At 67.3% G+C, this 13,889-nt stretch carries 7 protein-coding genes; 1 reads left to right on the top strand and 6 read right to left on the bottom strand.

The genetic code is table 11. The features are described 5' to 3' along the window. Complete coding sequence (locus tag GCM43_RS25760; RefSeq protein WP_193315529.1) at nucleotides 1-396, top strand: DUF1090 domain-containing protein; 396 nt, start codon at nucleotides 1-3, stop codon at nucleotides 394-396. A 273-nt stretch (nucleotides 397-669) separates the two neighbouring features. Here the strand turns inward: GCM43_RS25760 and GCM43_RS03960 are convergent, their stop codons facing one another. Genes GCM43_RS03960 through GCM43_RS03935 form a run of 6 tightly spaced genes read right to left on the bottom strand, consistent with a single transcriptional unit; the run spans nucleotide 670 to nucleotide 13,876 of the window. Beyond that, nucleotides 670-2,703 (bottom strand): SWIM zinc finger family protein, encoded by a 2,034-nt coding sequence (locus tag GCM43_RS03960; protein ID WP_152242215.1) that lies wholly within the window; start codon nucleotides 2,701-2,703, stop codon nucleotides 670-672. Next, a complete protein-coding gene (locus GCM43_RS03955; RefSeq protein ID WP_152242214.1) occupies nucleotides 2,700-3,845 on the bottom strand; it encodes a VWA domain-containing protein in 1,146 nt (381 codons plus the stop codon). Before GCM43_RS03955 ends, GCM43_RS03960 begins: the two co-directional genes overlap by 4 nt. Continuing rightward, entirely contained in the window at nucleotides 3,838-6,357 is a 2,520-nt protein-coding gene (locus GCM43_RS03950; RefSeq protein WP_152242213.1) for a DUF5682 family protein, read from the bottom strand. The genes GCM43_RS03955 and GCM43_RS03950 overlap by 8 nt, the downstream gene beginning before the upstream one ends. Next, nucleotides 6,348-7,469 (bottom strand): AAA family ATPase, encoded by a 1,122-nt coding sequence (locus GCM43_RS03945; protein ID WP_152242212.1) that lies wholly within the window; start codon nucleotides 7,467-7,469, stop codon nucleotides 6,348-6,350. The genes GCM43_RS03950 and GCM43_RS03945 overlap by 10 nt, the downstream gene beginning before the upstream one ends. A 12-nt stretch (nucleotides 7,470-7,481) precedes the next feature. Further along, nucleotides 7,482-10,130, bottom strand: a complete 2,649-nt coding sequence (locus GCM43_RS03940; protein WP_152242211.1) for a DUF4132 domain-containing protein — start codon at nucleotides 10,128-10,130, stop codon at nucleotides 7,482-7,484. Then, on the bottom strand, nucleotides 10,124-13,876 hold the full coding sequence (locus GCM43_RS03935) for a DUF4132 domain-containing protein (RefSeq protein WP_152242210.1): 3,753 nt from the start codon (nucleotides 13,874-13,876) through the stop codon (nucleotides 10,124-10,126). The genes GCM43_RS03940 and GCM43_RS03935 overlap by 7 nt, the downstream gene beginning before the upstream one ends. Nucleotides 13,877-13,889: the final 13 nt, after the last annotated feature.

The raw sequence follows: 13,889 nt of genomic DNA, 5'->3' as shown, positions 1-13,889 counted from the left end.
ATGACACGCCATACCCGCCTGGCCCTCGCCTTTACACTGTGCCTGTCTGCTGCTACCGCCAGCAGCGCCTCGGCTGCAAGCGAACTGGCCGGCTGCGCCGCCAAGCGCGAAAGCATCCGCAGCGAACTGCGCGACGCGCAGCAGATGGGCAATACCAACAAGGTTGAGGGCCTGTCGCGCGCGCTCGACGAAGTCAACGCCAACTGCCGCGACGACCGCCTGGTGCAGCGCCACAACGAAAAAATCATCAAGGCGCAGGCCAAGGTCAACCAGACCGAACGCTCGCTGCGGCTGGCGCAGGAAGCCAACAAGGAACCGAAAAAAATCGCCAAGCTCGAAGGCAAGCTGGAAAAAGCCAGGGCAGAGCTGGCGGCGCTGCAGTCGAAACAGCCCTAAGCCACCGTCTGCCGCCAATGCCGCTAAGTTAGCGTCCTAGCGCCACCAGCACACCAGTAAGGCGACAATAGTCCAGACGCCGGCAAAGGAGTTTCGGGCCAAGCGAGCCTGAAAAATGTCGAGGGCAAGGCGCAGCGACGAAGACAGTACGCCAGTACGGCGAGGAGCTGCAACGCCGCCATCGGCATTTTCTCAGGCTCGCGTCTCCGGCCCGCCATTTGGTCGACTTGCGACTTCCAATGCTTGAAAAAGCTCAACTTAGCGCCATTACCGTCAGCCAGCACGTTCGAGCGCCTGGCAGGTGGTACACACATACGCCAGGCGCAACGCGTGGGCAGCTCCCGGGCGCGCCAGATAGGCGTCGAGCAGCGCGGCCGGCAGGTCCAGTCCCAGCGCACGCAGGCTGGCGCCATGGCGCGCCAGTTCGCCCGCCATTCCGGCCTCGAGCCGTGGCCGCCCGCTGCGCGCCTGCAAGGCGAGCCGGTCCAGCACACGGGTCAGCAGCAACGCTGCCTGCGACGGCAGCGTCAAGGTCAGTGGCGCCGGCTTCCTGCCTGCCAGGCTTTTGAAAAAGCGCGCCAACGCCGACGGCAGCGTGCCGGCGCCAAGCTCGAAGTCGAGCGACACCACCAGCAGCGCACTATTTTTGGCGATCAGCAGCGATACCGGCTGCCAGCGATCGCTGTCGTCCGGGTCGCGCCGCGCCAGCACGGCGCGTATATCGGCGCCGTCGCTGACCGCCTGCTGCAACCGCGTGATGCGCTCGCGCTGTTCGAGCAGCGCCGGCACCGTCAGTGTCCATGGCGCTTCGTCACGGTCGAACAGCTGCCAGGCCAGCGTCTGCGTCACTTCATCGATCTGCGGCGCCGACACGGCCTGCGGACGCAACACGATGCAGTCGATGCTGTCGGCTGCCAGGCCCACGCTTTGCCTGATATGGCCAGCCAGCGTTGTCCAGTCATCAAAGCCCAACTGCTGCCAGCGCGCATCGTCGAGCGGCCATAAAGGCAGGCTGCTGGCCTCGACCTGGCCGCCCTGCGCCAGGCGGCCATCAGCGGACAGCGCCGCGCCGACCAGGCGCAGGCCCTGCCGGCACAGGCGTTCGGCGCTGCCGCCGCCCTGCCACAGGCTGACCGCATTCCAGGCCGACTCGCGCGTGAAGGAACGATCGCTGCCATCGGGGCGTGCCAGCACGGCCTGCACGATGCGCGCATCCACATGGTCCCAAAACGACAGCGTCAGCCCGCGCGCGCCGCCGCGCGTTTCCCACCAGTAGGCGCCCAGCGGCAGCAGGTCCAGCGCATCATCCTGGCCGGCATCGCCTTCGCGTGCATCGCGTGCATCGCGTACATTAAAGCGCCGCCGGGTGCGCCCGCGCAGGCGCTGCAAGGTATCGCCTTTGGCGCATTCGAGCGCCGCGCACAGCGCATGGATGGTGGCCATCTCGTCAAAGGCCTGGCGCTCGCTGGCCTGGTAGTCGCGCTGCACCAGCAGCTCTAACGTGCCGCCCAGGGAGCGCAGCAGCGCGGCCAGGCGCGGCAGGTCTTCCGCGCGGGCCGACATGTTCAGCGCGCGCAGCATGGCGCCGGTAATCGCGCTGGCGTGCGACAGGCCGTTGTCATACAGCTCACCGAGCAAACGCTGCACTTGGGCCACGAACAGCAGCTCGCTGCTGCTCAAGCCATCGGGCGCCTCGGACAGCGCCGTTTCCAGGCCAGATGGCCACGGCAGTTCCTGCCCATGCGCGCGCCATACGCAGGCCAGCGCAGTCAGATGCAGCGCCTTGCGCATGGCGGCCGGCACGTCGGACACCATGCCATCAAAACCGGCGCCGCGCACATAGCTGCAGGCCAGTTTCAGCGCCGGCAGTTCGATCTGCAAGCGGCCGCCGATCACCTGCACCTGCGCCTCGGCGCTATCGGCCAGCCAGGCCAGCGCCTGGCGGCAAGCCGGCTTGCCGGCCTGCTTGCACAGCGCCGCGCCATCCTGGGCCAGCACTTCGTCGAGCACGCTGGCCGCTGCAGGCGGCGCTTGCGCGTCATCAAGCGGCAGCTGGCGCAGCCACACGCTGGCGGCCAGGATATGCTTGCAGATGCCGGGCGCCGGGCAATCGCAGCGGCCCTTTTGCGGGCCGCCGCCATCGAGCAGCACCTGCTGGCCATCGGCGCGCAAGGCGCCGCCAGGCTCGCCCTGCCAGCCAACTTTGCCTGCCTCGACATCTTTCATGGCGCGCCGCAGCAAGCCGGCATTGGCCAGCGTGACCAGGCTGTCGTCATCGAAACTGCGGTAGACATCGTGCCAGCTCACGCCATCACCTCGGCCAGCCACTGCGCAAAATGCTGGGGTGTCAGCGCCGCCACGTGCATGCCCTGGTTGGCCAGGCGCTGCGCCATGCCCTGGTCGTAGACGGGCTGCGCGCGCTCGTCGAGCGCGGCCAGGCCCAGCAAGGTTACGCGCGACTCGGCCAGGCGCTTCAGGCACGCCAGCAGCGGTCCTGGCGGCGCGCCCTCTTCAAAGTCGCTGATCAGCGCCAGCACGGTGCGCTGCGGATTGCTCACCAGCTGTTCGCAGTACTGGACGGCGCGGCCGATATTGGTGCCGCCACCCAGCTGCACCGTCAGCAGCACTTCGACCGGGTCGCTGGCCAGGTGGCTCAAGTCGACCACGCTGGTATCGAACACCACCAGGCGCACATTGACGCCCGGCAGGCTTGAGAGGATGCCGGCCACCACCGCTGCGTAAATCACCGAATCCATCATCGAGCCGCTCTGGTCGACGCACAGGATCACGTCCCATGGCAGACTGCGCTTGACGCGCGCATTGAAGTACGGACGCGCAATCACCAGGCGGCCGCTGGCCTGGTCATAGTGCTTGAGATTGGCCGCTATCGTGGCGCGCCAGTCGAAGTTCTGTGCGCTTTTGACCTGCGTGCGGCGAAAACGGTTGCGCCGCCCGACAATCGCATTGACAAAGTCCTTGCGCAGTCGCTCGGTCGCTTCCTCGACCACGCGTTGGATAATGGCGCGCACCGCATCGTGCATATTGGCGCTGAGGCGCCCGCGCATGCCGATCAGCGCCTTGGCCAGCGCCTGGTTGGGCTCCAGGCTGGCCAGCACGGCCGGATCGCGCAGCAGGCCGCTCAGCTCGTAGCGCTCGATCGCGTGGCCCTGCACCCGCTCGTACACCTCCTGCGGAAACAGTTTTCTGGCCTGCTGCAGCCAGTCGATGGCGCGCAGCTGGCTGGGATCGAGCGAGCCGCCGCCACCGGCGCCGCCACCGGCGCGCAGCATGCCCTTGCGCTCGTATTCGCGCCCGTACAGATAGTCGAGACTGGCGTCCATGCGGCCATCGTCCTGGCTCCAGTCTCCGGTTTCAAGCGGCTTCGCATAGCGTCCCAGCACCAGGCGCCAGCGGCGCAGCAGTTGGTCGGCGTTGTCGGTGTCAGCCATGGGGCGTTTCCTGTTTCAAATCGGTCAGCCAGGCGCCCAGTCCATCGCGCTGCAGGCTCGCTGCCAGCGCCAGGTTCAGTTGGCTGCCGGCCAGCATATCGGTTTCACTGACGTCGTATTGCACCTCGAGCTGCAGGGCGTCGGGCGCGGCGCCGTTCAGTACCGCCAGCGTTTCGGCCAGCTCGCTCGTTTCCTGCGGCTTCAAGCCCGTAAAGGCCAGCCGCAGCTCGGGCAGATAGGCGATAAAGCTGCGCTCGTCCCAGCTGCCCAGCATGCGGTTGAAGCTGCGCCGCAGTTGCGGCTGCGTCAGCAGCAGTTCGGGCGCCGCCGCCATCAGGCCCGACAAAAAGCGCACGGCCTGGTCGGGCTGGGCGCCAACGCCGAAACGCTGTTCGAGCAGCTGCGCCAGCTGGTTTTCGTCCCAGGCGCCATCGAGAAACAGCAGCGCGCAAGCGGCACCGGCGATACCCGGGGCGCCGTCGCGCTGCGTCGCCAGGCCAGCCAGATGGGCATGCAGCTGTTCAGCCTCAAAGGCCAACCCGGCCTCGCTGTCCGGCAAGGCACTGCGCGCCGCACGGCCGAATTCACGCAGCGACAGCAGCTGCGCCACCTGCGCGCTTTCCGCCTCGGCGCTGCTGTTGGCCAGCGCCGGCAGCAGAAACAGGGCCGCCGGCCAGACGGCGCGCATCAACGCCAGCACCTGTGACTGCACTTCTGGCGCATCGCGCACGCCCAGCGGTTCGCGCGCGCGCCACAGCGTGACCAGTGCATGGCCGCAGGCCAGCACCGACACCAGCTGCGGGTCTGCATTGAGATGGCGCGACAAATGGCCGAGCAATGCAGGAAGGCGCTCATGCAGGCCGACCAGGCAGGCGCGCACCAGCAGGGCAGCAGCACCGCCGGCCGAACCGGCCTGGCCCTGCTCAAGCAGCGCCTGCTCGTCGCGCAGCAGCCGCGCCAGCGCGACTTCTGCCAGGCTGGCGCCGTCGGCAGAGAGCTCGATCAGACGCGCTTCGACCAGCGGCGTCCATGCATAAGTCCACTCCTCGAACAGCAGTTCAAGACCGCTGCCGGCCAGGAAATCAGGGCCGGACTGCCAGCGCGCCATGCCGCTGCCCAGGTAATGCATCAGGTGAAAATAGCGACTGCGCTGGCGGTGCCGGTCCTTGCGGTACAGGTCGAGGCGCGCCGTGCGCCGTTCGCTGTCATCGAGGCGCAGGCCATGGCGGCGCGCCAGCGCGCGCGCGTCTTCCACCAGCGGCGGAGAGCCGGCCGAGGGTGGAATGTCGCCCAGCCGGCTGCCCGTCAGCAGGCGCCGCATATCGTCCAACAGGCCCTGCGCGCCATCGTCGATGGCGCCCTTGACAAAGCACGACTGCATGGCGTCGAGCAGGTCCTGGCGTCCCGGCCCGGCATGGCCGCGCAAGGCCGCCAGGCGCGCCGCCTGCAGCACGGCCGCCTGCACTTCAGCCGTCGAGATGCGCTGCTGCAAGTCGCGCGCGCGGCTTTGCTGCGCCAGCGTTGTCAGGGTGTCGAGCGCAACATGGTGCAAGGCGCTTTGCGGCCTGGCCTGCAAAGACTCCCACATGGCCTGGTAATAGGCCGGCGCCGGCATGCCGGCAGCATAGCCATTGAGGGCGTCGAGCCGCTCGAAGCTGTAGCGTATCAGCCAGCCCGGCGCATCTGCCGATGCCCGCTCTGCTATCGCCTTGTGCTTGCCCTTCGTCAGCAAATCGATCAGCGCGCTGGTATGAAAGCCGCCGGTTACCACCACGATGGGCCCGTCGATCTTGGCACGCCAGTGGGCGATATGCGCAGCCATATGGCGTTCGCGCGGCAGGCTGCCTTCGGCCTCCAGCACGGCCGGCTCGTAGTCGAGCCGCGCCATCGCGCAATAGGCAAAGACGTCGCCGAACAGCGCGCGCCAGTCGGCCAGCCGGGCAGCGTCGCGCACCTCGAACAGATGGTCCCACAGCTCGTCGTGGTCGCGGCAGCCGGCGCGTGTCGCCAGCGCATTGAGATAGCGGCTGTGCGCGAGATAGCGCTCGGCCATCAGGCTGTCCGCCTGCTCGCCGTCGCTGCCGCCATGCTGGCGGTCGCGGTCAGCGCGCGCCTGCCACGGCAGGTCGATAAAGGCCACCTGCGCGCCGAGCGCCGCACCTTCGCGCAGCGCCACCCATTCCGGGCTGTAGTGGCAGAACGGGAAAAACGCCGACTGCGTGCGCGGCGGCTGGCCGGCTACACCGGCCGGCAACGTCGTCTGGCTCAGCAAGGCTACCGGCGGCTGCGTGCGTTCGTCCAGCAACAGCGGCAGCATCTGCGTAAAACCTTCCGGACCTTCGATCAGCACGGCGGCCGGACGCAATTCGCGCAGCATGGCCTGCAGCGCAAACGCGCAGGCCGGGCTGTGGTGGCGCAGCGGCGCAAAGTACACCTGCGGTCCGAACAGCTGCGCGCGCGCCGCCTGCACGCTGGCCGGCAAGGCGGCCGCCTGGCCCGGCGCTACAGCCACAGCTTGCGCGCCGCGTCGTGGAAATCTTTCCACAGATCGTCGCGGCGGCCGCGCTCGCGTACCACCGTGTCGAAATAGTGGCGCACGCGCTTGATGTCGTCGGCGTTATCCTTCAGCACCACCCCCTGCAGCTGATTGGCCAGTTCGCGCGGACGCAGCGTGGCGTCGCCGAAATGCAGCGCTTCGAGCGAAGCGGCGTACACCAGGTTGACCGCCTCGGCGCTCGACATCACCGCGTCCGGCGTCTTGATGGCCGTGCCTTCGCGCGTCTGGCCGGCACGCAGGTCCTGGAAGGTGGTGACCAGCAGCTCGACCACGTCGCGCCCCACCGTCACGTTGGCGCCGATGGCGGCCAGTTCGCGCTGCAGCTGCTGCATCACCAGCTCGACTTCAAAGCCATGGTCGCGGATCGGCTTGACGGTTTCAAAGTTGAAGCGCCGCTTGAGCGCCGACGACATCTCGTGTACGCCACGGTCGCGCAGGTTGGCGGTGGCGATAATGTTGAAGCCGCGCCGCGCATGCACGCGCGCATCGCCCCCCAGTTCAGGCACCATCATCTGCTTTTCCGACATCAGCGAGATCAGCACGTCCTGCATCTCGGGCGCGCAGCGCGTGATTTCCTCGAAGCGCACCAGCCGGCCCTGCTCCATCGCCTGGTACAACGGCGACGGCACCAACGCGCGCCGGCTCGGCCCTTCGGCCAGCAGCAGCGCGTAATTCCACGAATACTTGATATGGTCTTCGGTGGTGCCGGCCGTGCCCTGGATCGCCAGCGCCGAGTCGCCGCTGATGGCCGCGGCCAGCAGTTCGGACAGCAGCGACTTGGCCGTGCCGGGCTCGCCCACCAGCATCAGTCCCTGGTGCCCCATCAGCGTGACAATCGCACGGTCGACCAGCGGATCGTCGCCGTAGAATTTGCGACTCACCTGCAGCGCCGCGTCGCCCAGGATAAAGCGGCGCACCGCGCGCGGCGACAGTTGCCAGCCCTCGGGGCGCGGATCGGTATCGACCTCGCGCAGTCGCTGCAGCTCTGCCGCATGGCGCTGTTCGGCGCTGTGGCGCACTGCGTGTTCCTGGCCGCCTTCGCTGCTGGTCTGTTCAGTATTTTTCATCTCTTTCCTTGCTTAAAAGGCCACCGTGCTTTCCCAGTCCTCGTCATGGCCGCCGCACACTTTGGCTACCGCATGATAATCCGCATAGGCCTCGGCCAGCAACACGGGTGGCACCGTCGACAGCGCAACCGGGTGACCATCGGGCAGGCTCTGGAAAGCCAGCGTCATCAGCGCTACCGGCCGGCGTTCCTCGGGCAACTGGCTGCCGGAAAAACGCATGCGCACGCACAGCGCGCCGCCGGGAAAATCCTTGCAGTAGGCCTCAAACACGCCGCCGTCGCCCGCCGCTTCACGCGCATAACCACGCTTGCCGAAGGCGGTGCGCAGCGTGAAACTGTCGCTGAGCCAGCCCTGCCGGTCATCGATATGCGCCCCCGCGCGCAGTGCTGCCGGCGGCAATGCGTGCTGCAACTGTTCAAACAGCAGCTTTTGACGATAATCGCCAAGGTGGCGCTTCCAGGCCGCCACTTGCGCCGCCGTCAGCAAGATGGCGTGCGCCAGGCGCACTTCGCTGTCGGCGGCCAGCGCGATTTCCTGGTCGTCGGCGTCGAGCAGGCTGCCGTCTTCGACAGGCCGGAAAAGCTGACGCTCGGCGCCATCAGGCCCCAGTTCCTGCCATACCAGTTGCTGCAGCAGGCGGCTGGCGACCGGATGGCGCAGCAGGTCGTCGCGCCAGTCCGCCACCGACCAGCGGCGCCCCAGGCACATGGCTTCGTAGAGGCGCGCCGTTTGCAGCACGAGGACCTGCTTCACCTCCTTTTTGCAGTTCGACAGGCGCTGCCTGGCCTCCTTGATGCTGACCGGCGCATCATGCTCGCGCGGCTCGGGCAAGGCGGCCACCAGCTTGCCTTCGGCATTGTGCAGCACCGGCTTGATGGCGGCATCGAGCGTGACACGGTACGGGCGGCCGGCATAATCGAGCATCAGCGCGCCGCTTTCATCGAGACCGCCGGTGGGCAAAGTGCGGTCGGCCAGTTGCCAGGCGCTCCAGCCCTTGTCGGCGGCGACCTGCTCGATCAGCAGCCGCGCCTTGTCCTGCACCGACGCCGTGCGGTAACGGCGCGCCACGCCCAGCAACAGCTGCACCAGCGCCGTATCGCTACCAGCGGCCAGGCATTCCAGCAGCGCCTCGATCTGCGCGCGGCGCAAATAATGGTCGCGCATATAGGTCTGCAGCAGTGCGACGGCGCGTTCGCCTGGCGCATGGCAGGCCAGCGCCAGGATGCCCTTCTGGCCAATTGCGCTGCCGGTGCAGTCACCGAGCGCTTCGAGCCGCAGCTCTTCAAATACCCTGTCCATGCTGCGCGTCCCCAGGTAACCGTAAGCTTCCGGATATTCACGCGCCAGTTGCTGGTACTGCCCGTGGCGCTGCACATAATACTGATTGGCGTGCGCGATCGCCGCGTCGGGATCGGCACCTTGCGTGTCGTGCGTAATAAACTGGCGCAGCACGGCCAGTCCCAGCGCCGCGCGGCTGTCGGGATGCAACAAGTCCAGGTAGCGCATCAGCATGGGATTGGCGCGCGGCTCCTTGAGCTTGCAGGCCAGCACCACCCACCAGCGCAAGATCTCGGGCGCCAACGGCGAGCCAGTGCCCCAGCAACAATCGGGCAGCGCAGCAAAATCAAACCACTCCAGTCCTGCCGGCATCTTCGCTTGCAAGCCCTTGCGCGCTTCAGCGAGCAGCTTGTCGGGGGCCAGCAGGGGCGCGATATCTTCGCCCAGACGCTCCAAAGCTGACAGCAACGCCGCGCTGACCGTCTCGCGGCGCTCGCGCTGGACGGCGCCATACAGCGCCGGCACGACCGCCGGGTCGCCAAGTTCACCTAACCACCGCGCTGCGCGCATGCGCACTTCCTGGCGGCCCGACGCCAGGCTGGCCGCGACCTGGCCGGCGATATCGGGCGACCTGGCCAGGATGCGCTGGGCGGCAATGCGCTGCGGTTTGAGGTCGCCCAGCGCAAAATCGAGCAGTGCAGGCAGCCAGCGCTGCGGCAGCTGCCGATACGTTTGCAGTACATCGAGCGTGTAGTCGAGCCGGAGCCGGTCATAACCTGAACGCGGGTCGGGCGCCAGGCCCAGACCCTGATCGATCAATTCGGGCCGCTGCTCGAAAAATGGCCAGACGCAGTCTGGCGGCAATACCGCCTGCGGCCGCCGGACAAAGCTGCCCCAGTCGCTCAGGCAGGCCAGCGCCACGCCGTCGCGCAAGTCGCCTGCTTCGCGCAGGGCGGCATCCAACTGGCGCAGATCAACGCTGCCGGCAGGCTGGCGCGCCAGCCATATTTCAAAATCGTCGTCATGCCAGAAGCGATGGCCATATTGCACCTTGGTCGATACCCAGCGCGCCATGTGCAGTACGTCCACGCCAGAGAAGGCGGCCAGCCGCCCCTTCCAGCTCAGTACGCGTGACCCCTGCGGCAGCGCAAAGCAAGCTGCCGCCTGTACATCACCGCTCTCGAACCAGCGCGACAAGGCGCTCAACTGCGCGTCGTCCAGCGCGGCGCACTCGCTGAGCGCCTGCTGCGCGCTGTGCGAGACAAACCTGGCGCTGAGGTTTTTTTCCGCCTCCGCCTGCGCCTCCTTCTGCAGTCTTTGCAGCAGCTCGCGCTGATTGCTGCGCAGCAGTTGCAATACTTCTTCGCCCAGCGGCCTTACCATGGCATCTTGCTTTCCCACTGCGGATCGTAGCCGCCGCATGTTTTGGCCACGGCCAGGTAATCGGCATAGGTTTCAGCCAGCAGCACCGGCGGCACTTCGGTCAGCAGCATGGCTTCGTCGCGCCAGTTGCGCGGCAGCTGGTAGAACGACAGCGTTTTCAGCGCTGCGGCCATCTGCTCTTCCGGCAGGCTGCTGCCCGAGAACTCGATCACGGCGCGCAGGCCGGCGCTGGCAAAGTCCTTGTGGTACTCGGTAAAGACGCCGCCGTCTTCGGCCTGGCCGCGCAGGTAGCCCTGCTTGGTGAACGCGCCGCGCAAACCGTAGGTGTCGCCCACCCAGCCCAGGCGGTCGGCGATCTCGCGGCCCGCCATCAGGGCGCTGTCGGGCAACTGGTGCGACAGCTGCTCGAACAGCGGCTTGACCTTGTAGTCCTTCAGGTGGCGGTGCCAGGCGGCGATCTGCGCGGCGTCAAGCAGCGAGCCATGCGCCAGGCGCAGGCGGCTGTCCGCGGTTAGGCTGACTTCCTCGTCATCGATATCGAGCAGGCTGCCGTCGTCGCCCGGGCGCAGCAAGGTCGTGCCGCGATCGTCTTCGGCGATCCAGACCAGCTGCTGTACCAGGCGCCCGGCTATCGGATGCTGCAGCAGGTATTCGGTCCACTCCTGCTGCGGCCAGACGCGGCCGGCGCACATCGCTTCGTACAGGCGCGCCGTCTGCAGGGTGATGACCTGCTTGAGTTCCTTCTTGCACACCGACAGCTGCTGTTTCGCTTCCTTGGCCTTGTCGGGCGACTCGTCCTGGCGCGGCTCGGGTAGCGCCTTGATTTCCTTGCCTTCCGGGTTATGCAGCACCGGCTTCATGGCCGCGTCGAGCGTGACATGGAAGGTGCGCGCGCCGTAGGACAGCTCGAGCCGGCCCGCTTCGTCGAAGCCGGCAGTGGGAATGGTGCGGTCGGCCAGCTGGTCCTGGCTCCAGCCTTTGCCTTGCGCGATGCGCTCGACCAACAGGCGCGCCTTATCCTGCACCGAGGCGGTGCGGTAGCGACGCGCAATGCCCAGCAGCAGCTGGATCACCACCGGATCGGCGCCATCGGCCAGGCCGTCGAGCATCGCTTCGATCTGCGCGCGGCGCGGATAATGGTCGCGCATATAGGCCTGCAGCAGCGACACGGCCACATGGCCGGGCGTACCGGCCGCCAGCGCCAGGATACCTTTTTCGCCGATGGCGCTGCCCAGGTATTCGGCCAGCTTTTCGCGGCGCACTTCATCGAATACCTGTTCGGGCGTCAGCTTGCCCTGCTCGCTGTAATACTGCGGATAGCGTTTGGCGCTGTCCTGGTAACTCTGGTAGCGGGCCGGCGCGTTGGCCTGCGCATGCGCAGTCGCTTCGTCCAGGCTGGGGCCGCGCACATCCTGCTCGATAAACTGGCGCAGTACGATCTCGCCCAGCGCGGCGCGGCTGGCCTCGTCGAGCAGGCCCAGGTAACGCAGCAGCAGGCCGTTGCCGCCCGGCTCCTTGAGCTTGCAGGCCAATACCACCCACCAGCGGATAATCTCAGGCTCGACCGGGCTGCCATCGCGCCAACGGCAGGCCGGCAGCAGCTCCGGCTTGAACCACGCCAGGCCGCTGGGCGCCTTGCCTTTCAGGCCCTTGCGGGCAGCGGCCAGCAGCACCTCGGGCGACAGGCGCGGACTCAGGTCTTCACCGAGCCGCTCCAGCGCCGTCAGGTAAGCGGCAATGGCGGTCTCGCGCGTTTCCTTGTCCAGCGCCTGGTACAGTGCCGGCACGCCGGCGCGGTAGTCGAGGTCGGCCAGCCAGCGCGCCGCGCCGATGCGCATTTCCTGCTTGCTAGAGGCGAGTGCCTCGACCACGCGCTTGCCGATATCGGGCAGCTTGGCCAGCATCTGCTGGGCGCTGGCGCGGTGCTGCTTGCCCTCGCCCAGCGCAAACTCCATCACGCGCGGCAGCCACTGCGCTGGCAGCACCGGGAACAGCGCCACAATTTCCAGCGTGGACGCCAGCTCGGGCGCATTGCGCTGCTTTTCAGCGGCGCGCAGGCCAAGCCCCTGTTCGATCAAGTCGCGCCGCTCGGCAAACAGCGGCCATACCTGGTCGGCGGCCAGCATGTGCTGCGGCTTGACGCCCCACCAGTTATTGCCCAGGCACACCAGCGCCACGCTGTCGCTCTGGTCACCCGCCTCGCGCATGGCGCGGTCGAGCAGACGCAAGTCAAAATTGGCCAGCGACTGGCGCGCCAGCCATTGCTGGAAGAAGCTGTCATGCCAGAAGTGCGCGCTGTTGTGGCGCGTGGCCACCAGCCAGCGCACCATCTGCGCCAGGCCGAATTCGGGCAGCGCCAGCAGCTTGCCCTGGTATTCGACCGGCACGCGCAGCTGGCTGTTGCGGGCGCGCTGCAGGTCGTCTTTCTGCCCTTCGCCATTGAGCACGCGGATGGCGCCAGCGAGATATTCTGGCTTGACCGCCTGGAAGCTTTTCAGGCGGTGCTGCTTCCATTTATAGGTATGCTTGCCGGCCTGGTTTTCATCGCTTTCTTCGCGCGCCTCGGCGCTGAATTTTTCCAGCAGCGCGCTATAGCTGGCCTGCAGCAGCTGCAGCGCATCGTCGCCCAGGCGCGATGGCGGCGGCGATGCAGGCAGCGGCACCTCGGGCAGTTCGCTGGCGCCGGCGTCGCTGGCCGCGCCCAGCCAGGACAGCGCATTGCGGATCGCCGTCTGCACCGTCTTGCTGCTCTCCTGCGCCAGCGCTTGCTCCAGCAACGCGCCGTGCTGCGGCGCCATCGCGCGCCCCAGCAGCTCGGCTGCCTGCACCCGTTCTTCGGTCTTGCCGGTCAGCAGACACTCCTGCAGCAAGGCCGTGCGGCGTTCGGCCGGCAGCACAGACAGGCAAGGACCGGCTACCGCCCTCACCGTCTTGCCGCTATCGACGGCCAGGCGCACCAGCGGCGCAGCAAACGCCTGGGCCAGCGCGGGCGCCGCGCCCAGGCGGCGGGCCAGCACGACCTTGCCGCTCGCTGACAGGGTCGCAGGCAGCGCCTCGACCTGGCCGGCATGGGCCAGCATATAGTCGTCCAGCGCGCCGGGCGCCAGCAGGCGTGGCAGGCAGCGCTCACGCTGGTAGTCATCGATTTCACGTCGTTCGAATACCAGTTGCAGCGCGCCTGCGCCCGGCTCGCCTTCATGTTCGAGCAGTGCGGCCAGCAAGCCGGCGTCCCAGCCGCGCCGGTTGGCGACGGTTGCATCGGCGCGGGTATCGGCAAAGCTGGCATGCAGCGCATCGCTGACCAGATAGTCGAGCCACTGCGGCACCTGGGCGCCGGTACGTTCAAGCGATGCGCCCTGGTCGGCTGCCAGCAGCAGCTTGCCCAGGCGGATCAGCACCACCGGCGCGATGTCGGCGGCATCGAACTGTGCGTAGAACTGGTGGCGGTGGCGCAGGCTTTCCCTGGCCAGCGCTCCGTCCTTCTTGTCCATGTCGTAGGTATGAAAGTGGCTGCTCAGGCGCCCGGGTTTTCCCAGCAATACGCCACCGCGCGGTGCGCTGGCCTGCAGCTCAAGCAGCACGCCTTCCTGCGTACCTTCGCAGACAAATTCGCAGGCGCGCTGCCACAGCGCTTCATCGATCTGCGACAGGCCGCGCAGGCCTTTTTTCAGTTGCGCGTAGTCGTCGTTACCCAGCGCGTCTGTACCCAGCGCCTGCTGTGCCAGTGCCACTATCTTTTTGAACATATACGCTTCCGTC

This window comes from Janthinobacterium aquaticum, assembly GCF_009208565.1.
In the GTDB taxonomy this organism is placed as follows: Bacteria; Pseudomonadota; Gammaproteobacteria; order Burkholderiales; family Burkholderiaceae_D; genus Janthinobacterium.
This window is presented reverse-complemented; position numbering and strand designations above follow the sequence as displayed.

What these genes read in the sequence shown, in the direction of transcription:
- GCM43_RS25760 (WP_193315529.1), top strand. Translation starts at nt 1, where the DNA reads ATGACACGCCATACCCGCCTGGCCCTCGCCTTTACACTGTGCCTGTCT.
- GCM43_RS03935 (WP_152242210.1), bottom strand. Translation starts at nt 13,876, where the DNA reads ATGTTCAAAAAGATAGTGGCACTGGCACAGCAGGCGCTGGGTACAGAC.
- GCM43_RS03955 (WP_152242214.1), bottom strand. Translation starts at nt 3,845, where the DNA reads ATGGCTGACACCGACAACGCCGACCAACTGCTGCGCCGCTGGCGCCTG.
- GCM43_RS03945 (WP_152242212.1), bottom strand. Translation starts at nt 7,469, where the DNA reads ATGAAAAATACTGAACAGACCAGCAGCGAAGGCGGCCAGGAACACGCA.
- GCM43_RS03940 (WP_152242211.1), bottom strand. Translation starts at nt 10,130, where the DNA reads ATGGTAAGGCCGCTGGGCGAAGAAGTATTGCAACTGCTGCGCAGCAAT.